Raw genomic sequence first — 25203 nt, forward strand, 5'->3', positions numbered from 1 at the left:
TGGTAATAATAAGGCTATTTTAAAACTACCAAGAAGGGCGGCGAATTTTTAGCGAAGGGTCTTTTTGAATGTTTTTGTTTTTAATTTTAATTTTTTCATCAAAATTTCTAGCGATAAAGCCAAGTTCTGGCTTGATGTCACGCATCGGAATCCACACTCGATAGCCACTACCTTTAGCAACGTCCAACACTTCGTTATGTTCAGTTATCATTGATTCAACAGTGGTATTAAAACAACCATCAGGCAAGATAACTTCAATAGAATCACCCACACTAAATTTATTTTTAGCTTCGATAAAAGCCTTGCCATCTTTATAATCTAGAATTTCCCCTACCACTTGTTGTTTGTGTGAGCGTGAATAATTATCAAAATAAGTTTGCAATTCTTCTGGCTGGTGTCTTTGATAAAAGCTATCGGTATACCCTCGATTGGCAAGATTTTCTAGCACGCCAAAGGCATCTTTATCAAACTCACGACCCGCAACAGCATCATCAATGGCTTGTCGATATACTTGCGCTGTGCGTGCAGCGTAGTAGTGTGATTTGGTTCTGCCTTCGATTTTGAGAGAATCAATCCCCATGGTTGCGAGTGTGTGTACGTGTTCAACGGCGCGCAAGTCTTTGGAATTCATGATATAAGTACCATGTTCATCCTCAAAAGCGGGCATTAATTCACCAGGGCGACCTTGCTCTTCAAGTAACACAACTTGATTTTTAGGGGTTTTAATTTCAACTGCTTTAATATCACCCTCAAGGGTTTCTTTAGCTTCTTTAACGTTATACTTCCAACGACAAGAATTGGTGCATGAGCCTTGGTTTGGATCGCGGTGATTAAAATAGCCTGACAATAAGCAACGACCAGAATAGGCAATACACAGCGCACCATGCACAAATACTTCTAGTTCAATATCTGGGCATTCTTGGCGAATTTCTTTAACTTCATCTAATGACAACTCACGCGAAAGAATAATGCGACTAATGCCCGTATTTTTCCAAAATTTCACCGTTGCGTAGTTAATTGCATTTGCCTGAACTGATAAGTGAATCACTTGGTTGGGAAATTTTTCTTTCACCATCATAATCAAACCAGGGTCTGCCATAATCAAAGCATCAGGATTAAGATTAACAATAGGCTCAATATCCTTCATGTAGGTTTTAATCTTGCTATTGTGGGGAATGATGTTTGAGGCAACAAAGAATTTTTTATTATTTGCACGTGCCTCAAGAATGCCTTGCTCTAAAGTTTTGGCATCAAATGAGTTATTACGCACTCTGAGGCTGTATCTTGGTTGTCCTGCATAGACGGCATCTGCACCATAAGCATAAGCATAGCGCATATGTTTAAGGCTACCAGCAGGGGAAAGTAGTTCTGGTCTATTCATGTTTGTGTATTTTATCATCAGCAGTTTATTAAATACCCTTATGTATAATAAGGCGCGATATGTTTACAAAAAAAGACATTCTAAGATTAAAGCAAGATTTAACCATTCAAACAAATCTACTTGGGGTTAATTTAACCCTAAAAACGCGCTGGGGTGTATTTAGCCCTCGCTCTATTGATGATGGTACTGAGTTATTCATGAAGCATTTAAAAATTGCCAATGATGACAAGTGCCTTGATTTAGGCTGTGGTTATGGCCCTATTGGTTTGGCAGTTGCTAAGTCTTGCCCACAAGCAGAAGTACACATGGTGGATAAAGATTTTGTTGCCGTAGAATTGTCAAACATCAATGCTAAACTTAACCATATTGACAATGCTCAGGCTTATTTGTCAGATGCGTTTTTAAGTGTTAACAAAACAAATTATTTTGATCAAATATTATCGAATGTACCTGCAAAAGTAGGCAGAGAGCAACTCAGTATTATTTTGTATGATGCTTATGATGCATTAAAACCAGGTGGTAAAGTAATATTTGTAACCATTAACGGTTTGAGACATTTTATTAAAGACAATTTTAAATCCGTATTTGGTAATTATAAAAAACTCAAACAAGGGCAAAAATACACCATTTCTCAAGCGATTAAATAGAAAATATTTGTAAAATAATAATATATGAGTAAAATACTCAGCAATTAAACATTAAATAGGAGTAATACAATGGACGTAATGGATAGAATTCAACAGCAAGTAGATAGTACAGCAGTTGTACTTTATATGAAAGGTACACCGCAATTCCCACAGTGTGGTTTTTCTGCTACAGCAGCGAAAACGCTTGCCTCAACAGGTGTTGAGTTTGCCTATGTTAATATTTTTGAAGACCAAGAAGTGTTTCAAAACTTACCTGCATTTGCAGATTGGCCAACATTCCCTCAAATTTATTTCAACTCAGAATTAGTGGGCGGTGGTGATATTATTGTTGAAATGGCTGAAATGGGTACTTTAAAAGGCGAAATGGAGAAAGCTAGCGAAAAGTTTGACGCCAAATAAGGTTTCTAGCGTATTAATACAATCACTATACAATTGATACAAATAGTATCCATTTGTTCTTAAAGTGGTGGAAACTTTATTTTCACTACTTTGATCATCACAACAATCAACCCCCTACCCTCCACCTCACATCTACCATTGTATCTGTATAATTCTTGCCAAGAATAACATTAACACCTAACCAATAAACACCCTTAACCAAACTAAATGAAAGACTCCCTAAAGCACTTACCTAATAACAAAGTAAATCCACTTAAGGCGAATTCTCCAAGTTATTCGTGAGGAGTTTGACTCGGTTGTGGGTACGGCTTCGGGCAAAAGGAAAACGGGTAAGTTGATTAAGGTTATTCTGTTTGGTTCGCATGCTACGGGTAAGTGGGTGAATAAACCAGAGATTGGTTATATCAGTGATTATGATATTTTGGTGATTGTTAATCAATATGACTTAGTGGCAAAGCTTGATTTGTGGAATACGATTGAGGATAGAGTAAGAGTCTTTTTGACACCACCTTTTAAACCAGAATGTAACTTGACTGTACATACGCTAGATGAGGTTAATAATTCGCTTAAAGAAGGATAATACTTCTTTACTGATACAAAGGGATCAGGGAGTTGTGTTGTATGAGTTTAATAGGAAAGAATTGGCTGTACCGGGGTACTTAACCCAAAAAGCATGCAAGAAAATGGCAATAATAGACTATGAAGAGTGGTTTGGTGGCGCTAATGAACTCTTAATTAGTTATAAGGCAAATTTTAAGAGAGGAAGTTACAAACTATCTGCGTTTGAACTCCACCAAGCTACTGAATACTATTACTATTACTCTTGCTTGTCTTTGGTGCTAACTCAATACAAATCATAATTTACAACAACTTGGCTCAATGGCAGTCCATCAAGATGAAGCATTAATGGCTGTCTTCCCACAAGACAGTAAGTTTATAAACACCGTTGTTTTTAACTACTCAAAGAAGCCTATGTTAAAGCACGCTATTCTAGGCATTATAAAATCACCGAAGAAGAGTTAAACTATTTAAGTGAGAGAGTCGTTCACTTGCAAACTCTAACCAAGCGGCTTTGTGAGGAAAAGATTAAGTCGTTTGGTTAAAAAAATAAGATTGAATGTATTTTTACAATCTTCTTAATTGATAGCCTTGTTCTTTGAGCTAATTCTTGGCTTGATGATAGTTAGACAAAATAGATTCAACCAATTGCCAAAATTCACTTTGATGGTGCTTGTGTTTGATATGGGCAAGTTCATGCACAATGACATAATCAATCACACTCATTGGCGCCATGATGAGTAGATAATTTAAGTTAATGTTATTAATATGACTACAACAAGAGAGTCTCATCGAGTTTTTTGCGCTTTTAGATATGCTTTGTTGTAATTTAACTGGCGCAAGTTGGCGTAATAATCAAGTCTAGGCAGGACAATGTTTTTAAATGAATTTTTATACCACGTGTGAAAATGCGTTTTACCATCGTCACTTAGATAAAAATACGTACCATACAAAATGTATTTGTGGTTTTTGCATGTGTATGAGTTTGAACGGATAAGTGTTGCCTAAATACAAAAACTTCTCATCCTCATGCATTTTTCGTTTGGTATTTTTAATCAGTGCTTGTTTTTTTTCAATCCAATATTGCTTTTCATGAATAAAACTTTCAATTTTTTTGACACTTAGCCTGTTTGGTGCGTGTACCAACAGTTCTGCATTGTCAGAAATTTGTAAGCTTAGCGTTTTTCGCTTAGAACGAATGAGTTGATACTTCATGAGTTGAGCCATTTATTAATACCAGTATAGAGTGTTATTTTAATTTGTATATAAATGGGTAATGAGGTTTGATTTGACTTTAAAATAGAACGCATAAATCTTTTTAACTAAAAGATAGTGGAGTAAAACCATGGGCAACAAATAATAAAAAGATAGATAATACCAATATACAAAATTCTGAACCAATGAAACCAGAACATGAAATATATGTTGATGGTGCAATGAGTATTAGTTTGCGTTCTGGTGTAGCTAAGATTGATTTCTATCAAGCACTTGGCATGATTGATGGCAATGAAGGGCAAGAGCAAAAAGAGATACGCAAAGTATCCCAACGCTTTGTAATGCCAGTTGCTGGTTTGTTTGAGTTAAATGGCATTCTTGAAAAAGTACTTAAAGCAATTAAAGACAGCGATACAAGCTAAAAACCAAGTACTAATTAATCACAATTTTCTTAAATAATTGCCAGAGTTTGTATTAATCAACCCAAGTTCTAGCATTTTCAAACATTCTCATCCACGGGCTACGCTCATGCCAGTTTTTTGGATGGTGTGAGTTTTGTACTGCTCTGAATACCCTTTCTGGATGTGGCATCATGATGGTGACTTGTCCAGATTCACTGGTAACGCCTGCTGTGGCAAAATCTGAGCCATTTGGATTGTGTGGATAGTTTTGTGTTGGTTTGCCGTCATGGTCAACATATTGCATGATTAAGTGGTTTTTATCTATTTGAGGTGCAAAGCTTGCACGACCTTCGCCATGAGCAATGGCAATTGGCATGATTGAGCCTGCCATGTTTTTTAAGAAAATTGAGTTTGATTGTTTGATTTGAACTGAGGAAAAACGCGCTTCAAACTGCTCAGAAGTGTTGTGCTTAAAAGTTGGGAAATGCTTACTACCAGGGATAATGTCTGTTAAATTGGACATCATTTGGCAGCCATTACATACGCCAAGTGCAAAGCTGTCATTACGATTGAAAAAAGCCTCAAATTCGTCTTTAGCACGTGCGTTATAAAGAATAGAACTTGCCCAACCTCTACCAGCACCAAGCACATCACCATAGGAAAAACCACCACAAGCCACCAAGCCTTTAAAGTCAGTCAAAGATACTTTGCCAGATAAAACATCACTCATGTGTACGTCAATGGCATCAAATTTAGCTTTGGTGAATGCAGCGCCCATTTCTATTTGCCCATTAATGCCCTGTTCTCTTAGAATGGCAATTTTTGGTTTGGTTGAGGTTTTGATATAAGGTGCTGATATAGATTGATTTATATCGAAACTTAAATCAATTTTGATGCCTGATGTATTGTCACTAATGTTATTAAACTCTTCTTTAGCGCAATCTGGATTGTCTCTTAACTTGGCGATTTCAAATGAGGTGGTTGACCATAAGGATTGTAGTTCAGCCCTTGATTTGGCGTAAATAATTTTATTATTTGAAATGATTTCAATCGTATCAGTGTGATTAATCGAGGCAATTTTTCGTGTGCAGCTTGACAATCCAAAATGGTTTAAAGCATCAATAACGGCTTGTTTATTTTGTGCTTTAACTTGAATAACACAACCCAACTCTTCATTAAATAAATCTTCAATGTCACCACTAGAAGCAATGTTCAAACCGCAATGTGAGGCAAATGCCATTTCTATTAAAGTGGTGATAACACCGCCATCACTTCTGTCATGATAAGCGCTGATTAAGCCATCTTTATTAAGCTGATTAATGGCTGTAAAGAAGTTTTTAAACACAGAGGCATCATCAAGATTGGGTGCATTTTTACCGACTTGGCTATAAACTTGTGCCAAACAAGAGCCGCCCATCCTATTTTTTCCAAAGCCAAGATCAATCAACAACAACTCGCTATCTTGGTCAGTTTCAAGTAGTGGTGTAAGTTGCAAGCGAACGTCAGGGGTTTTAGAAAAAGCAGTAATAATGAGGGAAAGTGGGGCGGTGACTGATTTATTCTCACCTTGTTCTTGCCATGAGGTCTTCATACTCATTGAGTCTTTACCTACAGGTACTGTCAAGCCTAGCGCTGGGCACAAATCCATGCCCACAGCTTTAACGGCTGAGAATAATTTTGCATCTTCGTTTTTATGCCCACTAGCACTCATCCAGTTGGCACTTAAACTAATGTGGTGAATGTCTTCTACAAAGCTACCTAGCATATTGGTCAACGCCTCGCCAATTGTCATTCTGGCTGCAGATTCAGCATTACACAATGCCAAAGGTGTTTTTTCACCCAAAGACATAATTTCGCCTTGATAACCTGTGTAATCTGCTAATGATACGGCACAATCTGCAACAGGCACTTGCCATGGCCCTACAAATTGGTCGCGTGCGACCAGGCCAGTGACACTTCTATCACCAATGGTAATTAAGAAATTTTTACTGGCAATGGTTGGGAGTTGTAATAATCTAGAAATAGCGCCATCAATAGTAATATTACTAGTATCCAGCGCATTAAGATGATCACTTGTTGAGTGTGCATTAATACTGGTTTTTGGTGGATTGCCAAGCAGTATACTCATGGGCATATTAATGGGGTTGTTGTTAAATAACTCATCGTTCAGGATAAGTACTTGCTCCTTGGTTGATTCACCTAGCACTGCAAAAGGCGCTCGCTCACGAGTACAAATATCTGTAAATATTTTAAGATTTTTTTCCTCAACCGCCAACACATAGCGTTCTTGTGATTCATTGCACCAAATTTCAAGTGGCGACATTTTCAAATCATCATTGGGGATGGCGCGTAATTGAAATTGTCCGCCTCTGCCAGAATCATTCACCAATTCAGGCAAGCCATTAGATAAGCCACCTGCACCAATATCGTGAATAGAAACAATCGGATTGTCTTTGCCCATATTAGTACAGCTATCAATCACCTCTTGAGCACGTCTTTGCATTTCAGGATTGGCACGTTGCACTGAGGCAAAATCTAAGTCCTCACTTTGCTCACCACTTTTAATGCTTGATGCCGCACCACCACCCAAGCCGATTAACATTGCCGAGCCACCTAAAACGATAACCTTACTACCTACTGGAATATCCCCTTTTTTAATGTGTTGTTCTTGAATGTGCCCCAAACCACCTGCCAACATAATCGGTTTGTGATAGCCACGTACGTCACCATTTGGCATTTTTTGCTCAAACGTTCTAAAGTAGCCCAAGGTGTTTGGACGGCCAAATTCATTATTGAAACTAGCTACCCCAATTGGTCCTTCAAGCATAATATCAAGTGCCGATTTAATTTGATTAGGTTTGCCATAATCAACCTCCCAAGGTTGCTGGGCATTGTTAATGTTTAAATTAGAAACACTAAATCCACACAAACCTACTTTAGGCTTAGAGCCTTGACCCGTTGCACCCTCATCACGAATTTCTCCGCCAGAGCCTGTCGCTGCCCCCGGATGAGGCGCAATGGCAGTAGGGTGGTTGTGGGTTTCAACTTTCATTAAAATCGCTCGGTGTTCTTTTGAAGTGGTGTATTTACCCTTAGTGTCTGCATAAAAACGCTCACCTTGATAGCCCGCCATTACTGCTGAATTGTCTGAATAAACACTCAATAACCCTTCTGGATGCTGATGATAAGTATTGCGAATCATGGAAAATAGGCTTTTTGCTTGGTGTTCACCATCAATCGTCCAATCTGCATTAAAGATTTTATGTCGACAATGTTCTGAGTTTGCTTGTGCAAACATCATCAATTCAATATCTGTAGGATTGCGCTTTAACTCGGTAAAACTAGCCATTAAATAGTCAATTTCCCCACTCGATAACGCCAAACCCAATTCTGCATTTGTACGCTCTAGTGCAGGTTTTCCCTCAGCTAAAATATCAACATTTGTTAGTGGTTGGGGCTCAAAGTTATCAAAAATTAAATGTGTATCATCAACTGAGCCAAGTTCAGACTCAGTCATTTTGTCCATGATGCAAGATAATACCTGAGGTTTGTTAGTAATTTCACCATCAAAATGATAAACAATGCCACGCTCAATTCGTTTGATTTTATCAATATCACACAAATATACAATATCAGTAGCTTTCGAAGACCAGGGGGATATTGTTCCTAGCCTTGGTGTAACAATAATGGTTGATTTTGCATTATTGACAACCAGGTTATTCGTATAAGATAGTAATTTATTTAAATGATTAACTTGTTCATTATCAAGTGTATTGTGTAAATCTACAAAGTGAATGAATTCAGCGCCCAAAAGCTTAAGGGCTGGTTGTATTTTAGATATTTTTAATTGTAAATCCTTAGTTTTAAAGGCTTCAAGGGCGCTAATGCCTCGATAAATATGAATCATAATTGTGCCATTACCTCATCAGAAATATCAGCATTGTGATAGACCTCTTGAGTATCATCCAAATCTTCTAAGTGGTCAATCAGTTTCATGAATTTTTCTGCATCGCCCAGATTAAGTTCAACACGGTTGGCGGGTTCCATTGTTACTTCAGCGTGGCTTGGCTTAAGTTCTGCGCTTGTGAGTGCATCTTTAACTATGAAAAAATCCTCAGGTGTGGTAACCACATCAATAGAGCTATCGTCGTTGGTGATGATATCTTGCGCACCTGCATCAAGTGCCACTTCCATAATTTGGTCTTCATCACCTGTCTCGAAGCTAATAAAGCCTTGTTTGGTGAATAAATAAGACACCGAGCCATCTGTGCCTAAATTACCGCCGTGTTTTGAAAAAGCGTGACGTACATCAGATACTGTGCGATTACGATTATCACTCAAACAATCAACCATAATAGCAGTACCACCTAAGCTATAGCCTTCATAACGGATTTCTTCATAATTATCCCCTTCAAGATCACCACTGCCACGTTTGACGGCATTTTCAATGGTATCATGTTTCATATTTGCCGCCAAGGCTTTGTCAATTACCATTCTAAGAGAGGGGTTGTTTTCAATCACACCACCTGTTTTAGCAGCGATGATGATTTCTTTAATCAGCTTGGTGAATATTTTGCCACGCTTGGCATCTTGTGCGCCTTTGCGGTGTTGAATATTGTGCCATTTACTATGTCCTGCCATAATGATGCTCCGTTAGTGTGGGATAAATTTTACCTTTTATGCGGTAAAGTCAAGTAATTTTTGAATTGCATTTTTTGCTTTTTTACGAATGTTAGTTTTAATAAATATTTCGTTATTACCTGTTTGCAAGGTGCTTAAACAATTTTCTAGCGTGTTCATCGCCATCCACTCGCAATGTGCGCACGACTCACAATCTGCGCCAATACCCATTGTTGGGGCTTCGATAAGTTTTTTATTGGGCGCAACTTCATGCATTTTATGGAAAATACCATTATCAGTTGCAATGATAAAAGTTTGTTCTTTTCTGTTTTTGACTGCATTAATCAATACGGTGGTTGAGCCGACTACATCTGCCAAATCAACCACTTCTTGTGGCGATTCTGGATGAACCAAGGTGGCAGCTTTTGGGTATTTATTTTGTAATTGAATGAGTGCTTTGGCTTTGAAACGTTCATGCACCACACAAGCACCTTGCCAAAGTAGCATATCAGCACCTGTTTCATTCTTAACATAATTACCCAAATGTTTGTCAGGCGCCCATAAGATTTTTTTGCCATTGGCTTTTAGGTGGTTGACAACGTTAAGCGCACTGCCAGAAGTGACCACCCAATCCGCCCTTGCTTTAACTTGTGCTGAAGTGTTGGCATAAACGACAACTGTTCTATCAGGATGTTGATCGCAAAATTTGGAAAATGTCTCAATGGGGCAGTCTTCATCTAAAGAGCAAGTGGCGTTGTTATCTAAAACAAGTACTGTTTTTTCAGGGGAGAGGATTTTGGCGGTCTCACCCATGAATTTAACCCCAGCAACAATAATTAAATCTGCATGAGAATTTTGACCAAAACGTGCCATTTCTAATGAATCAGAAACGATACCCCCAGTTGCTTCTGCCAAAATTTGCAATTTAGCATCCACGTAGTAGTGTGCAACTAAGACTGCATTACGTGCTTTTAGCGCTGTTTTGATTTGTTCTTGGATTAACAACACGAATGACTAGTCTTTTTCTGGCAGGCTAACCTTAATGCTTAATTCACGTAATAATTTTCTTGGCACACTGGCAGGTGCATTGGTTAATAAACAAGCAGCAGTTTGAGTTTTAGGAAAGGCAATCACATCACGAATAGAATCTGCACCTGTCATAATCATTACCAAGCGGTCAAGCCCAAATGCCATACCGCCATGAGGTGGACAGCCGTATTCTAAAGCATCTAGCAAGAAGCCAAATTTATCTTGTGCTTCTTGGTCAAAAATGCCTAATAATTTTAGCACCGTTTTTTGCATCTCAACTTGATGGATACGAATAGAGCCACCACCTACTTCAGAGCCATTAATAACCAAATCATAGGCACGAGAAAGGGCGGTTTCAGCAGTTTTTTCTAAGGTTTTAGCGTCAACACTAGGGGCAGTAAATGGGTGATGGATGGCATTTAATGAGCCACCATCGCCCGCTTCAAACATTGGAAAATCAACCACCCAAATAGGCGCCCACTGCGTATCAAACAAGTCTAAGTCTTTAGCAAGTTGTTCGCGTAAATTACCCAAAGCTTCATTGACAATTTTGCTTTTATCAGCGCCAAAGAAAATAATATCCCCTGTTTGCGCACCTGTCATTTCGATAATTTTTTTGGTCACTTCATCACCTAAAAACTTTAAAATAGGGGAGGTTGGACCATCTTCATTAAGCTTGATATAAGCCAAGCCTTTCGCGCCATAAATGCTAACATATTTTGTGTATTTATCAATATTTTTACGACTAATGCTAGTACCACCCGGTACTTTTAAAGCAGCAATACGAGAGTTGTCATCGTTAGCAGGGCCTGAAAATACTTTAAAATCAACATTTTGCATTAGCTTGTCCATGCTGACTATTTGCATTGAAATACGCATATCTGGGTGGTCTAGCCCGTATTTTTCCATGGCATTTGCATAAGTAATGGTGGGAAAATTATCACCTAAATCAACGTTAATGACTGATTTAAACAGACCCCTAATCATTTTTTCCATCATTGTCATGATTTCATTTTCACTCATAAATGAAGTTTCAACATCAAGTTGGGTGAATTCAGGTTGGCGATCAGCGCGTAAGTCTTCATCTCTAAAGCACTTAACAATTTGATAGTAACGCTCAAATCCTGACATCATTAAAAGTTGTTTGAATAATTGTGGCGATTGTGGCAAGGCAAAGAACTTGCCTGGATGAGTGCGCGAAGGCACTAAATAATCGCGAGCCCCTTCTGGAGTGGCCTTGGTTAAAAACGGAGTTTCAATATCTAAAAAATCATGCTCATCCATAAATTCACGCATATAACGTGTAACTTGAGAGCGTAAACGCAAACGATTTTGCATGGCATCACTACGTAAGTCTAGATATCTATATCTAAGTCGCACTTCTTCTGAGGTATCAGTTGCATCAATTTGGAATGGGGTGGGTTTGGAGGTGTTAAGAATTTCAATATTTTGTGCTTTAATTTCAATTTCTCCAGTACTTAGTTTTGGGTTGGTTAAGCCTTCGCCTCTGGCAACCACTGTGCCTGTAATTTTTAATACAAATTCGTTACGAATGGTTTCAGCCAAAGAGAAATCTGCATTATCAGGATTAATAACCACTTGAGCAATACCGCGTTTATCACGCATGTCTAAAAAGATAACACCTCCATGATCACGCCTACGATTAACCCAGCCACAAATTTCTACTGTTTGGTCTATATTGTCTTTGTTTAGTTCACCACAATAATGTGTTCTCATAGTTTGTCCTTTGTTTGTGCTGGCGTTACTACGCCAGTAGAAATAATCAGTTTGAATGCTTCATCAACACTCATGTCAAGTTCAATCACGTCCTTTTTTGCGAGCATAATGAAAAAACCAGAAGTGGGGTTGGGCGTGGTGGGTACGTAAATATTAATCATTTCTTGCCCAATTTTTTTTGCCACTTCGCCGCCATAGTTGCCTGTTTGAAAGGCAATGGTCCACATGCCTTTACGCGGATATTCAACCAATAATGCTTTTTTGAAACTTTCGCCAGACGGGTTAAGTACAGTATCTGAAAGTTGTTTAAGTGCGCTATAAATGCTTCTAAAGCCTGGAATTTTATTGAGTAGTTTTTCCCAAAGTTGGATGAGTTTACGACCAATAAAGTTACTAACCAAAGCGCCTGTTATCAGCATGATTAAAATAACCCAAACAACGCCAGACCCAGGAATGGTCTTGTCTAAATCAAATAAAGCTTCTGGTAGGTATTGGGCGGGAACAATGTTGTTAACCAATTCTAAAAAGAACTTAATAACAACAATACTCAGCCCTAAGGGTATCCAAAATAATAGACCAGAGATAAAATAATTTCGTAAGCGTTTCAACGGTTCAAGATAATAGCGATAAAAAAAGGCTATTTTAGCACAAGCACCGCACTATTTTTATACCGACTCTTCATCTCTGAGTGTTAAGATTTCGCATCCATTTTGCGTGACTAAGATAGTGTGCTCCCATTGTGCAGAAAGCGTGCGGTCTTTTGTGGTTACTGTCCAGTTATCGACTTTAGAAGTGATAACTTCAAATCCACCTAGATTAATCATAGGCTCAATTGTAAAAGCCATACCCGCTTCAAGGATTGGGCTAATATCTGATTTTCCATCATCATAATGAACCACTTGAGGTTCAGCGTGAAACTCAGTTCCAATGCCATGCCCACAATAATCGCGCACTACGGCGCAATTATTTTTATTTGCATGAGTATCAATTGCCTTGCCAATTTCACCCAAATGAACACCAGGCTTTACTTGTTTAATGCCGATATATAAACATTCTTGTGCAATTCTACAAATGCGTTGCGCTTTGACACTAGATTTACCAATGATGAACATTTTTGAAGTGTCGCCATGAAAGCCATTTTTAATAATGGTGATATCAATGTTAGCTATGTCCCCTTTTTTAAGTCTCTTATCTCCAGGAATGCCGTGGCAAACCACATGATTAACACTGGTACAAATAGATTTTGGAAAGCCGTGATAGTTAAGTGGTGCAGCAATAGCACTTTGCTGATTAACAATATAATCATGGCAAATTTTGTCCAACTCATCAGTACTAATGCCGGCCTTAACATAAGGCGATATCATGTTAATGACATTAGCTGCTAAGCACCCAGCCACACGCATTTTTTCAATATCATCTTTTGATTTAATGGCTATTGACATCAGATTCTATTTTGAATTCTTTTAATACGCTTATCTAGCGGTGGATGTGTGGCAAACAATTCACCCCCCATACCAAACAACATGGCATGGGCGTACTCTTTAGCATTGGGATTCTCAAGTTTGGTTTTGCCACCATTTTGCATAACCTCAAATGCCTCAACCAGGCCATTAGGATAACGAGTAAATTGAACAGCAGAAGCATCAGCCAAGTATTCGCGTTGGCGTGACATTGCTGCTTGTAAAATACGCCCGAACCAAACCGTCATTATCCCAATTAATGCAATGATAGCAGCGATTGTAAATAATACTAATTTTGCTCGACCATCTATACGGTGATTATAAGCGGCTTGGTAAAATATCATCCTAGCGAGGAAAAATAGTGCAGTAAAGCCAAACACAAAGGCACTGATTTGAATATTAAGTTTGATGTCATGGTTGACAATATGCCCAATTTCATGAGCAATGACGCCAGATAATTGAGTGCGATTAAAACTTGCTATTGAGCCTTGAGTAATGGCAACAATTGCTTCTTGAGTGGTTTTTCCTGCAGCAAAGGCGTTAATGGCATTATCCGGGATGATGTATAAGGCAGGGGCAGAAATGTTAGCTGCTAAAGCTTGTTCAGCAATTATATTAAGCGCTTGTTTTTCCTCAATTGACAGTTTGTCTTCATCACTAATTAGTTTGCCACCAAAGGCGAGTGCGACTTTATGCCCATTTGATTTTTGAAAAAAACCAAATACAGTGGCACTCAGCATTGCCAATAATGCCACTAGTGAAAACCCTAAAAAACCGAACAATTGCTCTTGATTTTGAAAGACGATTTGATTGGCAGCAATGAACTTTTCACCAAAGCTGTATTGTTGATATTCAGGCTGATAAAACTGTGCTAAATTGAGACCAACAAACAAAGTATAGCCAATCAATATAGATGAAATTAGCAATAAAACAAGGTATAAAATCCAAATGATTAACGTGTTTTTTTTGGCTTTATCTTGATGCTCCCTAAAATCCATTGTTAAGGACGCCTCCAGAAACTCTAGTGCGATTTAGGAGGCGCACTCTTTTTAGTACTCCTTTGAAGGATAGAAAAAAGTGCTGTTTTATGTATTTCAGTGTGAGACCTACCATCGGTATAAATTGTGTTGGGGTTTCTTGATGCACCCTTAAGCAAACAAGTCTTTAGGCGCTTGGTTTAATTGTGCCATACTTTCGCTAAATTCTAAATTTAGCGCATCCACACCAAAGCCAAATACACCGGTAAATAATACATTGGGAAATGATTTTTTGTACTCATTAAACTTTTGAACCAAGTCGTTATAGCCCTGTCGAGCACTGGCAATGCGATTTTCTGTGGTGGTCATTTCCTCACTTAGTTGCATCATATTTTCGCTTGCTTTTAAATCAGGATAGGCTTCCATTTTTAAATTAAAACCACCCATTGCATTGTCCAATGCAATCTGAGAACTGGCTAAATTTGCCATGGCACTTGCCTCACCTGGGTTTTTTTGCGCCACTTCGTTGGCTTGTATCAGTCCTGCTCTAGCTTCAGTAACAGCAGTTAACGTTTCCCTTTCATGTTCCATGTATTTTTTAGCAACATCAACTAAATTGCCAATCAAGTCTAAGCGTCGTTTAAGTTGTACTGAAATTTGCTCAAAGCCATTTTGATACTGGGTTTTGTAAGAAACCAAGCTGTTATAAATACTGACAACCCAAATAAGTAAAACAACCATAATTATAATCAGTAACCAGTTCTGTGTTAAATATTCCATCTTAAACTCCCTAAAAATTAATCAATATCGATGATAATTATATAAGGGTATCATTATTTAAATTCAAGTCTTTCGTTTCCTTTTAATTCAATAGGGCAAATAAATTTAAGTGAAATTGCTTGGGGTCGTAAATCTTCCACGTGCACTTTCTCAGTTTTGTTATAAAGTCTGTCACCAATGATTGGGCAGCCATAGCCGCTTAAATGCTTTCTTATTTGGTGTTTCCTGCCTGTTTTTATATTGATTTCTAATAAGGGTTTATTATGATTATGCGCCACTAAAGTTGTAAAATTTTAGTGCGTCTTTTTTGTCAATTTTTTCATCCAATGTGATGGCGCTATTTGAAAATTTCCCTTTAACAATAGCAACATACGTTTTTTTAATTTGTCGCTTGGCAAGCATGCCAGACAAATTTCGTGCTGTTATTTTTGTATGAGCAATAATCATCAGCCCACTGGTTGCTCTGTCAAGCCTATGTACTAAAAAACTATGAGGATTTAAAGATTTTTCAACCAGTTCTTGTGAGTGTGCAGTGGTCTTCCCACTTTGAACCTTGGGCAAACACGCCTGCTGGTTTAAACCAAATACTGTAATCTTGTTTGTCTAATAATAATTTTGGTGGCGTTGCTACTGAAGATAAATTTTTTTCATTAAAGTAAATAAAAACCTCATTGCCAATTTTGAGTGGTTTTTTCACACGTCTTACTCGGTTGATTTTTTTGTCAGTTTTAAGCCACACAACTCTTACAGTGCTGATTTTAAGGCTTGTTTTGATAAAGCAGTAGCAGTCACTAAAGCATAAAGTAATAATTGATTGTCATTTTTAATGATAATTTTTTTCTCAATCGTGTCGTGCATAATTTTTATTCAAAGAGTTAGACATCCGTAGGCAGTATTTATCAATCAATAGACCTTGGCAGTAGATAATTGAAAACCGCGGCTATTCTAAAATGGTTAAGCAGCTATTTGGTGAATTGAGTGCACTGGCAATCATATTGGCAAACGGCATGAAGCATAAAGGCAAAATCACCATACAGCTTCAAAGGGGGTGTAATTAGTTTGTTGCTGGTTGAGGTGAACGATGATTTTAAGATACGCGGCATGGTTAAAGTGAGTGGTGTTATTGATGAGCACGATATAACTTTGGTCAAATTTTAGGCAAAAGGAAAATCGTTGTCACCTTATATAATGCACAAACTAAGCGTAATTTTCGGTCATTAGTGCCCATTAATTCAAAAGGGTTGATACAAATATTTGAAGATTATTTTTCTCAGTCAGATCAATTGGCATCCAAGATTTAGATATCATCAAATCAAGATAATTTATCAACCATGTTGGTTCAAAAAATGCCAGATAGCAAGTAAAATAGTCAACGAAGACTGGGAGAGAATATTGTTATTAGCAAATACCATTACTCATACAGAATTATGCGAACTACCTGTAAAATCTCTATTGCATAAGCTGTTTCATGAAGAAATGGTGACATTGTTTGAAGAAGATAAAATTGAATATGAGTGCCAGCAAGATAGAGAAAAATTTGAAAAAATTATCTTCAATTTAGGCGAAAAAAACGCTAGAGACTTACTTAAAAGAATACGGTGAAATTGCTATTCATAATGAAATATGCAATGTGCACTTATTTTTTGATGAGAGTGATTTAGATAAAATATTTTCTAATTGAACGTGTAAAAAATATTGCAAAAGCTAAGATGGGGCGAGAAACGGGGTTTGAACCCGCGACAACCGGAATCACAATCCGGGGCTCTACCAACTGAGCTATTCCCGCCATAAACTATTACTTCGGGCTTTTTTGCCTTGAAGTGGTACGCCCAACACGATTCGAACGTGTGACCTACGGCTTAGAAGGCCGTTGCTCTATCCAACTGAGCTATGGGCGCATATACCAAAAAAAGGTCGTTATTAAAGCGCTCTAAATGCAAGGTATTTTTTTGGTCGGAGTGGAGGGATTTGAACCCCCGACCACCTGGTCCCAAACCAGATACGCTACCAAACTGCGCTACACTCCGAAAAAACGATAATTATACTTTGTTAAATTGAAATGTAAATGGTTAAATTGCCGATGGTTTGTAACTAGTCAATCCCTAATTCATGCTAAATGGCATCAATTTTTTGTATTACGCTTTTGTCCATTTCAATAGGCTCCCCCCATTCTCGATTGGTTTCACCAACAAGTTTATTAGTCGCATCAATGCCCATTTTGAACCAAGACCAGAAACTGGTGAGGCAAAATCAAGATAATCAATGGGCGTATTGTCAACTAAAGTAGTATCACGACTTGGGTCAACACGTGTGCTTAATACCCAAATCACTTCTTGCTAATTTTTAACGTCAATATCATCATCAACGACAATCACAAACTTGGTATACATAAACTGACGTAAGAACGACCCACCCATCATTACACGTTTGGCATGCCCTGGATATTGTTTTTGATGCTGACAATTGCCATTCTAATATGAGGAAGCTTCAGGCGGTAAGTAAAAGTCTATAATTTCTGGAAACTGCTGTTGTAAAAGCGGTACAAACACTTCATTTAGTGCCACACCTAATACAGCAGATTCATCAATAGGTTTGCCTGTATAGGTGGAGTGATAAATCGGGTTAGTTCTGGTAGTTATTCTTTGCACTGTGAAAACAGGAAATTTTTCTACTTCGTTATAATAACCAGTGTGGTCACCCAAAGGACCTTCATTTACCATCTCATTTGGATGGATAACACCTTTCTAAGATAATTTCAGCATTTTCAGGGACTTGTAAATCATTGCCTAGATACGTGCAAACTTTGGTTTTTTGCCTCGCAATAATTATTCACTTAATGTATCAGGAATCGGGGTAACTGCTGCTAATATTGTAGCGGGATCAGCCCCAAGTGCCACAGCAACTGGAAAAGGCTCGTTGGGATTTTCTTCACACCAGTCTTTAAAATCAAGCGTACCATCACGATGCGACAGCCAACGCATAATGAGTTTGTTTTTTCCAAGAACTTGTTGGCGATAAATGCCTAAATTTTGCCGTTTTTTATATGGTTCTTTGGGTGATGGTTAGTCCTCAAGTAAGTAGTGGTACGGCGTCTTTAGGCCAACAAGTCTGAATGGGTAATTTAGATAAATCAACCTCATCTCCCTTAATAACCATCGCTTGGCACTGACCTTTTTTAACCAATTTAACAGGCATATTGAGTACTTTTTTTAGCGCGGGTAATTTTTCAATGGCATCTTTAAATCCCTTGGGGTGGTTTAGGTTGTTTTAATTCAGCCAATAGTTTTTCCAATTCTCTTAATGCAATTAAGTCTTTTTATCCCATAGCGGTAGCAACACGTTTTGTCGTACCAAATAAATTTGCCAATACTGGCATGTTTGAATTTTTAACATTTTCAAACAAAAGTGCAGGGCCTTGTTTATCCAGTGTTCGGCGACAAATCTCAGTAATTTTTAAATGGGCATCAACTTGTGTTTGAATGCGTTTGAGCTGCCCTTGTTTTTCTAATTCAGTGATAAATTCTCGTAAATCTTGATATTGCATTGATGATCGCCTTAAATTAATTAAATTTTTTCAAAGTAACTTGTATGCGCTGCCAGTTCTCGTTCATTTGCATAAACAACTTTGATTTTGCCAATAGCACGCTCTACTCGAATAATATTATTAGTATTATTGACTTGCTTGTTGGCAATTTGTTCATTGCCAAATAAAGTAGATTGCCCACCAGTCATTGCCAGATAAACTTGTGCTAGAATTTTCGCATCTAGTAGTGCGCCATGTACAGTTCTCGCACTTGAGTCGATTTCAAATCGTCGGCACAAGGAATCGAGATTGTGCAATGTACCAGGTCGTTGTTGTTTAGAGAGTTCTAATGAATCAATAATGCTACATTTATCCTCAATGCGCTCATCAATGCCCATAAGTTTAAGTTCATGGTTTAGAAAACCAAGGTCAAATGGGGCATTGTGAATGATAAGTGTTGCGCCTTCAATATAGGTTAAAAACGTTTTAACAACGGCTTCAAATTTAGGCTTATCTGTTAAGAATTTATCAGTAATGCCATGAATTCGTACTGAATCGCCAACATTACGACTGGGTTGTATGTACTCATGATATTCATTATTTTCAGTGATTTGCCTGTCTACAATTTCTGTACAACCAATTTCAATGATGCGATGACCTTCAGAAGGTTCAATGCCCGTGGTCTCAGTATCTAGTACAATTAGTCTTTCCATCGAATATTCCTTGAACTTGTTTTTTCGTGTAAAATTATTTGATTTTATCATAAGTAAAATTGTAAATATTATGGCAAGAGTAACAGTTGAAGAATGTTTAGAACATGTAGAAAATCGCTTTGAGTTAGTATTAGTTGCAGCAAAGCGTGCACATCAATTAAGTTCTGGTGGTTATAAACCACTATTAGATGCAGGCAAAGACAAGCCAACAGTAGTGGCATTAAGAGAGATTGAGGCAGGACTTATTGATGCTTCAATTTTAAGCGAAACTCATGAAATAGAAGAGCAATTATCAGCACAGCAAAAAGTGGCGGATAGCGCAAAGATGTCTGAAATTGAAGATGAACTATCAACAGCAGTGGTTGATAAGGTTACTGATAAGATGACAGAAATTGAGCAATAATTAGCGCTTAATTGCTTAAAAATGACGTGCTTGCGTCATTTTTTTTGTCTAAAAAACTTGTTATCTATAGTTAGTAACATGTGACAGTTAACAATTGTTTCTTTATTGTTGTACTATGCATTTTTAATTTATTTGATTTTAATAAAAAAAGGGGAGAGGGCATGACAAAAAATAGTGATTATTGGAAGGCCAATATAGCACTGATTGTTAAGTGTTTAAGTGTTTAAGTGTTTGATTCGTAGTTTCATACTTATTTGGCATTGCGTTTGTTGATGTGCTAAATTTAGTTAAACTAGGTGGGTATAAATTAGGATTTTGGTTTGCGCAACAAGGCTCTATTTATACTTTTGTCATTTTTATTTTTTATTATGCTAAGAAAATGAATCAAATTGATGAGCGGTTCAACGTGCATGAAAAATAGGATTAAGGGGAGAATATTATGGATTTGTAAACACTAACTTTTTTATTTGTAGGAGCGACTTTTGCCCTCTACATTGGTATTGCCTTCTGGGCAAAGGCAGGCACTACGGCTGAGTTCTATATGGCTGGTGGCGACATTCATCCGATTGTTAATGGTATGGCAACAGCGGCAGATTGGATGGATACTGCATCATTCATATCCATGGCGGGCTTAATTGCCTTTTATGGTTATGGTTATGGTTATGGTTATGGTTATGGTTATGGTTATGGTTATGGTTATGGTTATAGCGGTTCGGTATTTTTAATGGGTTGGACGGGCGGCTATGTCTTATTAGCGATGTTACTCGCCCCTTATTTAAGAAAACATGGCTCATTTACAGTGCCCGAATTTATTTCTGATCGTTATTATTCAAAAACCGCATGTGTCGTTGCGGTGATTTGCTTGATTATTGCCTCGGTTACTCATGTGATTGGTCAAATGAAAGGTATTGGCGCGGCGTTTTCTAGATTCTTAGAGGTTGATTACGAAACTGGATTAATAACAGGTATGGCAATTGTTTTTGTTTATGCAGTTATGGGCGGCATGAAAGGCATTACTTATACGCAAATTGCTCAGTACGTCATTATGATTATTGCTTACACCATTCCAGCAATTTTTATCTCATTTATGTTAACAGGCAATCCTATTCCTTAGTTAGGTTTGGGTAGTGAAATGGCAGATGGGGTTTATTTGCTTGATAAAGTTGACCAAGTAGTGACCGAGTTAGGGTTTGCTGAATATACCATGCAAGTAAGATTAAGCTTGACAAACATGTTTGTTTGTACCTTATCGCTTATGATTGGCACAGCAGGCTTGCCTCATGTTATTATGCGATTTTTTACTGTACCTTCGGTTAAAGCAGTTCGTGAGTCTGCAGGTTGGGCATTATTATTTATTGCTATTCTTTACACAACTGCACCAGCAGTTGCTGCCATGGCAAGATTAAACTTAATGACCACTATTGACCAGCTAGATCAAGCACATAATTTGGCTTATGCTGATCGTCCTTCTTGGTTTAAGAATTGGGAAAAAACAGGTTTGTTAAAGTTTGAGGATAAAAATAATGATGGTTTGATTCAATATACGGGTGACAAAGCGGTTAACGAAATGGTTAAAGTTGATAGAGATATCATGGTACTAGCTAATCCTGAAATTACAGGTCTGCCTAATTGGGTGATTGCTATTGTGGCAGCTGTTGGTTTGGCAGCGGAGTTATCAACAGCAGCTGATCTATTATTAGCAATTGCTTCATCGATTTCGCACGATTTACTCAAGGGCGTGTGGCATCCAGAAATTACTGAATAAGAAAGAGTTTTTGTATAGTCGAGTATTAATGGCTGGTGCAATTGCTGTGGCAGGTTATTTTGGTTTTAACCCGTCAGACTTTGCAGCAGGCACGGTGGCACTTGCCTTGGGATTGGCAGCATCTAGTATTTTCCCGGCATTGATGATGAGTGTTTTCTCTAAGAAGATGAATAAAGAAGGTGCGATTGCCGGTATGTTATCAGGCATTGGCGTGACCTTACTTTATGTGTTCCAACATAAAGGCATTATGTTTGTGCAATCCACTTCATTCTTAGGAGACATGGATCCGAATTGGTTCTTAGGGATTGAGCCTAATGCCTTTGGTGCGATTGGTGCAGCAGTTAACTTTGTGGTTGCCTTTCTTGTAATGAGTCGTACAGCACCAGTACCTAAAGAGGTTGAAGAAATGATTGAGAACATTCGTGTCCCCTCTCATAACTAATACTGTTTAAATTTGTTCTAAATGCCCAGTACTGCTGGGCATTTTTTTTTATCCACATTATTTCTTTAAAGAAGGCATAAAATCAAAATTATGTTTATTAAAAATAAACACGTTATTACCGCTATGATTATTGCACCGATTTCGGTAATTATCAGTTATTTTGCGGTTGATTATTATGTATCTGAAGTGCCTCATAAAGCTCAACAGGGTGAATTGTATAAAATGCTGGTTAAACCTAATTGTCGCTGGGAAAGCGGGCAATGTGATTTAGTTAATGGTGATTTTAAAATTTCAATTACACCAAAGCGTCAAGCTTGATGGCAAGGCTCAATTTTTTATTGCCTCTAAAAGCCCCTGAAGGAATTAATTTTGCATTGGTTAATCAGCGTGGTGACGATTCACTATCAATACCTGCAAATTGGGTTGAGGAAAATCGCATGTTATGGAAAACGAGAGCAGTAGAAGTTAATAAGTTTGATTATTTACAACTTGTTATTTCAGTTAATGGTGCTACTTTTTACACTGAAGTGCCCGCTGTTATCATTGATAAAGATAAGCCTTATTAGTCATGGAAATAGAAGCACTGGAGGTTATTGATTTTCTTAAATCTACCTTACCTCTAAATAATGCTACCCAGACGCAACTTGCTAGTTTGGCTAGAGAGATTGAGATAGGTTATCGAAAACGGGATTATATTCTAACAATCAAACCCCGATTTTTATATCTTGTTCGTAAAGGCGCTATCCAAATAGAAGATGATAATGAACGATTATTTGAAATATTTGGGGAAAGAGAATGGTTTGGCTACAATGCTCAATTAGTACTGTATCAACATATTTGCAAAGAAGATACTTTGTAGTATCGAATACTAAAGGCATACTTTTTTGACTTGTTTTCAGAGCAATCTGATGTGGGTAATTTTTACTTAGAAAATGGCTTTTTGGTGAGTCTTAAAAATCAAAATACAACTCAGCAAAATTTATTAGACAGTTTGGTGTTATCAATGTCTAAAGCTAACAATGCTTACTTGCTTGACAAGCAAACCAGTGTTAATCAAGTGGCGGAATTAATGACCCAACATCATGTAACTTCGGTGATGATTACTCATCAGCAAAAATTGTGTGGTATTGTTACTGACAGGGCATTTTGCACCAAAGTTGTGGCTCAGAACATTGATTATAGTAGTCCTGTTGAGAATACCATGAAGCCTGACCCTATTTCTATTGCGCATTATAAAAGCGGTATGGAGGCTATGCTGTTAATGGCAAATGCGCAAATTAGGCACTTGTTCATTATTAAAAACAAACAAGTAGTTGGCGTAGTAACGATAGCAGATTTATTAAGAAAACAAAGCCATAATGTGGTATTTTTAATTAATGAAATTCATTGTGCAGCCACGCTTGAACAATTGGTTAAAATTTCCAAATAAGTGCCTTTGCTATTGGTCAATACGCTGGATGCTAATGCAGATGAACATGACATTGCTTATTCTATCAGTTCAATAGGGCGCGCCATTAATCAACAATTATTAAAACAGGCTGAGGAACACCTTGGTCAAGCGCCAGTAGCTTATGCATGGGTGGTGGCTGGTTCATTGGCAAGATCAGAACAAACTATACATTCTGATCAGGATAATTTGTTAATTATTAATGATGATTTCCAGCCCAAAATACAGGGTGATTATTTTGTTAAACTTGCTAAGTATGTGTGCGATGGCATTAAAATGCATGTGGCTATGTTTACTGTCCAGGAGAAGTGATGGCGACTAATCAAAAACGGCGCCAGCCTTTATCCGTGTGGCAATCTTATTTTAATTAGTGGATTGAATCGCCTAAACCTAAAGCTTTAATGTATGCCAGTATTTTCTTTTATATGAAGTGTATTTATGGCGACTCTTCTTTATTAAAGGCGCTATTATCTGGCATGTTAGATAAAACTCGAAAAAACGCCATTTTTCAATCTTATATGGCTAGTAATGCACAGCATTACCAACCACCACTAGGATTTTTTCGTCATTTTATTTTAGATAAAAATGGACTCAATCATAAAGCACTCAATTTGAAAACAAAAGGCGTTGTGCCGATTATTGATTTTGCTCGGGTTTATGCTTTGTCATCAGCGGTATCTGTAGTTAATACGCAGGATAGGCTTAGAGAACTAATTGACCAAAAAGGCTTGAGTGGTTCAGGCGGTAGAGATTTAATTGAGGCGTATAGTTTATTAATTTTGTGCGTATTAAACATCAGATGCGCCAAATTAAAGAGGGACGTGATGTGGATAATTATGTACTGCCTGAAGAGATATCTTCACTGGATAAAAAACATTTTAAAGATGCTTTTCATATTGTGGAACAAATGCAAAGTGCGATGGTTTCTCAATATAAAACTGCTTTGCTATGATTGAAAATATTTATCGTCTTTTCCCAGAAAAATACCGCCAATATTTGCTCAATAATGATGAATTGCCTAATGCACTAAAACATTATTTGTCTCACCCTATTATTAGCAAGCAAACACTGATTAAAACCATTGAATTTTTAGTGTTTAATTTTGAAACTACGGGGTTGAGTGCTAAACAAGATAGAATTGTTAGTATGGGGTACACTTTGATTAAGGATTTGCATTTATCTTTAAAAGACAGTACTCATGTTTTGGTCAAGCCTAAACGTTTATTAACTGAGCAAAATGTTGGCATTCATCAACTCACTGATGATGAGGTTTCTCAAGGGTTAACGTTTTCTCATATGATGACTGATTTATTTCAAGCAATGACAAATAGAGTCGTTATTGTGCACTTTGATAATATTGAAAAAAGTTTTATTAACGAAGCATGTTGGCAACTATACCATTTTGACAACTTACCAATGAGAATACTAGATACTTCAAAAATTGAAACCAGAAAACGCACCGCTAATCAAACCCACATTAATGCCGAGAGTTTAAGATTGTTTTCACTTAGAAGTCAATACAACTTGACTCATTATAAAGCTCATAATACCATGCAAGACGCCATTTCAACAGCAGAGTTGTTTTTAGCCCAAGTGGCTTATATGGGTAGTATTGACACCATCAAATTGGGCGAATTGATTATTTAAAAATGATGTGTCTGAACGTAGTTTTCTAGGTATGATTAACTTTTTTACTTCTTAAATCA

The 25203-nt window shown here is 37.5% G+C and carries 31 protein-coding genes, 3 tRNA genes and 6 pseudogenes; 18 read left to right on the forward strand and 22 right to left on the reverse strand.

What is annotated here, in order from left to right; genetic code table 11:
• Positions 1-25: 25 nt before the first annotated feature.
• Positions 26-1381: a prephenate-dependent tRNA uridine(34) hydroxylase TrhP gene (trhP, locus tag CVPH_RS02170; RefSeq protein ID WP_201341881.1), complete on the reverse strand. Its 1356-nt coding sequence runs from the start codon at positions 1379-1381 to the stop codon at positions 26-28.
• A 59-nt stretch (positions 1382-1440) separates the two neighbouring features.
• On the opposite strand from trhP, the gene CVPH_RS02175 reads away from it, so the two are divergent.
• The 4 genes from CVPH_RS02175 to CVPH_RS02190 all read left to right on the forward strand — a co-directional run bounded on the left by CVPH_RS02175 (position 1441) and on the right by CVPH_RS02190 (position 3287).
• On the forward strand, positions 1441-2028 hold the full coding sequence (locus CVPH_RS02175) for a class I SAM-dependent methyltransferase (protein ID WP_201341882.1): 588 nt from the start codon (positions 1441-1443) through the stop codon (positions 2026-2028).
• Positions 2029-2097: 69 nt separating this feature from the next.
• On the forward strand, positions 2098-2427 hold the full coding sequence (gene grxD, locus CVPH_RS02180; protein WP_201341883.1) for a Grx4 family monothiol glutaredoxin: 330 nt from the start codon (positions 2098-2100) through the stop codon (positions 2425-2427).
• Between the two features lie 334 nt (positions 2428-2761).
• The gene (locus CVPH_RS02185) at positions 2762-3007 is read left to right on the forward strand and encodes a nucleotidyltransferase domain-containing protein (protein WP_201341229.1); all 246 of its coding nucleotides are present in this window, start codon (positions 2762-2764) and stop codon (positions 3005-3007) included.
• Positions 2976-3287: a HEPN domain-containing protein gene (locus CVPH_RS02190; protein ID WP_201341230.1), complete on the forward strand. Its 312-nt coding sequence runs from the start codon at positions 2976-2978 to the stop codon at positions 3285-3287. The genes CVPH_RS02185 and CVPH_RS02190 overlap by 32 nt, the downstream gene beginning before the upstream one ends.
• 301 nt (positions 3288-3588) lie before the next feature.
• Here CVPH_RS02190 and CVPH_RS02195 read toward each other — a convergent pair whose 3' ends face one another.
• Both CVPH_RS02195 and CVPH_RS02200 read right to left on the reverse strand, forming a co-directional pair.
• On the reverse strand, positions 3589-3777 hold the full coding sequence (locus CVPH_RS02195) for a M48 metallopeptidase family protein (protein WP_201341884.1): 189 nt from the start codon (positions 3775-3777) through the stop codon (positions 3589-3591).
• A gap of 132 nt (positions 3778-3909) precedes the next feature.
• Entirely contained in the window at positions 3910-4212 is a 303-nt protein-coding gene (locus CVPH_RS02200; protein ID WP_201341885.1) for a YgjP-like metallopeptidase domain-containing protein, read from the reverse strand.
• A gap of 173 nt (positions 4213-4385) precedes the next feature.
• Here CVPH_RS02200 and CVPH_RS02205 point away from each other — a divergent pair, with 173 nt between their 5' ends.
• Complete coding sequence (locus CVPH_RS02205) at positions 4386-4622, forward strand: hypothetical protein (protein WP_201341886.1); 237 nt, start codon at positions 4386-4388, stop codon at positions 4620-4622.
• A gap of 52 nt (positions 4623-4674) precedes the next feature.
• On the opposite strand, the gene purL is transcribed toward CVPH_RS02205, so the two are convergent.
• The 11 genes from purL to CVPH_RS02255 all read right to left on the reverse strand — a co-directional run bounded on the left by purL (position 4675) and on the right by CVPH_RS02255 (position 15943).
• Entirely contained in the window at positions 4675-8505 is a 3831-nt protein-coding gene (purL, locus tag CVPH_RS02210; RefSeq protein WP_201342401.1) for a phosphoribosylformylglycinamidine synthase, read from the reverse strand.
• The gene (locus tag CVPH_RS02215; protein WP_201341887.1) at positions 8505-9242 is read right to left on the reverse strand and encodes a YebC/PmpR family DNA-binding transcriptional regulator; all 738 of its coding nucleotides are present in this window, start codon (positions 9240-9242) and stop codon (positions 8505-8507) included. Before CVPH_RS02215 ends, purL begins: the two co-directional genes overlap by 1 nt.
• Before the next feature lie 36 nt (positions 9243-9278).
• Positions 9279-10229 carry a quinolinate synthase NadA gene (gene nadA, locus CVPH_RS02220; protein WP_201341888.1) on the reverse strand — a complete coding sequence of 317 codons (951 nt, stop codon included), beginning with the start codon at positions 10227-10229 and terminating at the stop codon, positions 9279-9281.
• A 6-nt stretch (positions 10230-10235) separates the two neighbouring features.
• A complete protein-coding gene (gene aspS / locus CVPH_RS02225; protein WP_201341889.1) occupies positions 10236-11987 on the reverse strand; it encodes an aspartate--tRNA ligase in 1752 nt (583 codons plus the stop codon).
• Positions 11984-12595, reverse strand: a complete 612-nt coding sequence (locus CVPH_RS02230) for a DUF502 domain-containing protein (RefSeq protein WP_201341890.1) — start codon at positions 12593-12595, stop codon at positions 11984-11986. Before CVPH_RS02230 ends, aspS begins: the two co-directional genes overlap by 4 nt.
• A gap of 57 nt (positions 12596-12652) precedes the next feature.
• The gene (gene map, locus CVPH_RS02235) at positions 12653-13429 is read right to left on the reverse strand and encodes a type I methionyl aminopeptidase (protein ID WP_201341891.1); all 777 of its coding nucleotides are present in this window, start codon (positions 13427-13429) and stop codon (positions 12653-12655) included.
• Positions 13429-14445, reverse strand: a complete 1017-nt coding sequence (locus tag CVPH_RS02240; RefSeq protein WP_201341892.1) for a M48 family metalloprotease — start codon at positions 14443-14445, stop codon at positions 13429-13431. The genes map and CVPH_RS02240 overlap by 1 nt, the downstream gene beginning before the upstream one ends.
• Positions 14446-14595: 150 nt before the next feature.
• Positions 14596-15204, reverse strand: coding sequence for a LemA family protein (locus CVPH_RS02245; RefSeq protein ID WP_201341893.1), 609 nt, complete (start codon positions 15202-15204; stop codon positions 14596-14598).
• Between the two features lie 53 nt (positions 15205-15257).
• Positions 15258-15482, reverse strand: a complete 225-nt coding sequence (locus CVPH_RS11105) for an RluA family pseudouridine synthase (RefSeq protein WP_425353125.1) — start codon at positions 15480-15482, stop codon at positions 15258-15260.
• Positions 15472-15765, reverse strand: coding sequence for a pseudouridine synthase (locus CVPH_RS02250; RefSeq protein ID WP_201341894.1), 294 nt, complete (start codon positions 15763-15765; stop codon positions 15472-15474). The genes CVPH_RS11105 and CVPH_RS02250 overlap by 11 nt, the downstream gene beginning before the upstream one ends.
• Entirely contained in the window at positions 15713-15943 is a 231-nt protein-coding gene (locus CVPH_RS02255) for a hypothetical protein (RefSeq protein WP_201341895.1), read from the reverse strand. The genes CVPH_RS02250 and CVPH_RS02255 overlap by 53 nt, the downstream gene beginning before the upstream one ends.
• 187 nt (positions 15944-16130) lie before the next feature.
• On the opposite strand from CVPH_RS02255, the pseudogene CVPH_RS11110 reads away from it, so the two are divergent.
• Positions 16131-16505: pseudogene (locus CVPH_RS11110) on the forward strand (Hsp33 family molecular chaperone HslO).
• Complete coding sequence (locus CVPH_RS10660) at positions 16459-16806, forward strand: Hsp33 family molecular chaperone HslO (RefSeq protein ID WP_281064660.1); 348 nt, start codon at positions 16459-16461, stop codon at positions 16804-16806. Before CVPH_RS11110 ends, CVPH_RS10660 begins: the two are co-directional and overlap by 47 nt.
• Before the next feature lie 108 nt (positions 16807-16914).
• Here the strand turns inward: CVPH_RS10660 and CVPH_RS02275 are convergent.
• The 8 genes and pseudogenes from CVPH_RS02275 to dnaQ form a co-directional block, all read right to left on the reverse strand.
• Positions 16915-16990, reverse strand: a tRNA-His gene (locus tag CVPH_RS02275).
• A gap of 35 nt (positions 16991-17025) precedes the next feature.
• Positions 17026-17102 (reverse strand) — tRNA-Arg (locus CVPH_RS02280).
• A gap of 52 nt (positions 17103-17154) precedes the next feature.
• Positions 17155-17231: transfer RNA gene (locus tag CVPH_RS02285), tRNA-Pro, on the reverse strand.
• A 243-nt stretch (positions 17232-17474) separates the two neighbouring features.
• Positions 17475-17624 (reverse strand): annotated as a pseudogene (locus tag CVPH_RS11115) (UbiD family decarboxylase); the annotation flags it as partial.
• 51 nt (positions 17625-17675) lie between these two features.
• A pseudogene (locus tag CVPH_RS11120) lies at positions 17676-18224 on the reverse strand (UbiD family decarboxylase domain-containing protein).
• 49 nt (positions 18225-18273) lie between these two features.
• Positions 18274-18399, reverse strand: a complete 126-nt coding sequence (locus tag CVPH_RS11125; protein WP_281064661.1) for a UbiD family decarboxylase domain-containing protein — start codon at positions 18397-18399, stop codon at positions 18274-18276.
• A 121-nt stretch (positions 18400-18520) separates the two neighbouring features.
• Entirely contained in the window at positions 18521-18748 is a 228-nt protein-coding gene (locus CVPH_RS11130; RefSeq protein WP_281064662.1) for a UbiD family decarboxylase domain-containing protein, read from the reverse strand.
• Positions 18749-18768: 20 nt separating this feature from the next.
• Positions 18769-19440, reverse strand: coding sequence for a DNA polymerase III subunit epsilon (gene dnaQ, locus CVPH_RS02295; protein ID WP_201341898.1), 672 nt, complete (start codon positions 19438-19440; stop codon positions 18769-18771).
• Between the two features lie 70 nt (positions 19441-19510).
• Here dnaQ and rpoZ point away from each other — a divergent pair, with 70 nt between their 5' ends.
• The 11 genes and pseudogenes from rpoZ to CVPH_RS02350 all read left to right on the forward strand — a co-directional run bounded on the left by rpoZ (position 19511) and on the right by CVPH_RS02350 (position 25144).
• On the forward strand, positions 19511-19843 hold the full coding sequence (gene rpoZ, locus CVPH_RS02300; RefSeq protein WP_201341899.1) for a DNA-directed RNA polymerase subunit omega: 333 nt from the start codon (positions 19511-19513) through the stop codon (positions 19841-19843).
• A 161-nt stretch (positions 19844-20004) separates the two neighbouring features.
• Positions 20005-20264 (forward strand): annotated as a pseudogene (locus CVPH_RS11135) (DUF4212 domain-containing protein).
• A 72-nt stretch (positions 20265-20336) separates the two neighbouring features.
• A pseudogene (locus tag CVPH_RS02310) lies at positions 20337-22050 on the forward strand (sodium:solute symporter family protein).
• 90 nt (positions 22051-22140) lie between these two features.
• On the forward strand, positions 22141-22368 hold the full coding sequence (locus CVPH_RS02315) for a hypothetical protein (protein ID WP_201341900.1): 228 nt from the start codon (positions 22141-22143) through the stop codon (positions 22366-22368).
• A complete protein-coding gene (locus CVPH_RS02320) occupies positions 22368-22616 on the forward strand; it encodes a hypothetical protein (protein ID WP_201341901.1) in 249 nt (82 codons plus the stop codon). The genes CVPH_RS02315 and CVPH_RS02320 overlap by 1 nt, the downstream gene beginning before the upstream one ends.
• Positions 22617-22618: 2 nt before the next feature.
• Complete coding sequence (locus CVPH_RS02325; RefSeq protein ID WP_201341902.1) at positions 22619-22909, forward strand: hypothetical protein; 291 nt, start codon at positions 22619-22621, stop codon at positions 22907-22909.
• Between the two features lie 30 nt (positions 22910-22939).
• The gene (locus CVPH_RS02330; protein WP_225879767.1) at positions 22940-23479 is read left to right on the forward strand and encodes a CBS domain-containing protein; all 540 of its coding nucleotides are present in this window, start codon (positions 22940-22942) and stop codon (positions 23477-23479) included.
• Between the two features lie 12 nt (positions 23480-23491).
• On the forward strand, positions 23492-23809 hold the full coding sequence (locus CVPH_RS02335; RefSeq protein ID WP_201341904.1) for a DUF294 nucleotidyltransferase-like domain-containing protein: 318 nt from the start codon (positions 23492-23494) through the stop codon (positions 23807-23809).
• Positions 23809-23868 (forward strand): hypothetical protein, encoded by a 60-nt coding sequence (locus tag CVPH_RS11140; protein WP_425353138.1) that lies wholly within the window; start codon positions 23809-23811, stop codon positions 23866-23868. Before CVPH_RS02335 ends, CVPH_RS11140 begins: the two co-directional genes overlap by 1 nt.
• A gap of 147 nt (positions 23869-24015) precedes the next feature.
• Positions 24016-24449: pseudogene (locus CVPH_RS02345) on the forward strand (putative nucleotidyltransferase substrate binding domain-containing protein).
• Positions 24446-25144, forward strand: a complete 699-nt coding sequence (locus CVPH_RS02350) for an exonuclease domain-containing protein (protein WP_201341906.1) — start codon at positions 24446-24448, stop codon at positions 25142-25144. The pseudogene CVPH_RS02345 and the gene CVPH_RS02350 overlap by 4 nt, the downstream one beginning before the upstream one ends.
• The last annotated feature ends 59 nt before the right edge of the window (positions 25145-25203 follow it).

Source organism: Abyssogena phaseoliformis symbiont OG214 (assembly GCF_016592595.1).
In the GTDB taxonomy this organism is placed as follows: Bacteria; Pseudomonadota; Gammaproteobacteria; order PS1; family Pseudothioglobaceae; genus Ruthia.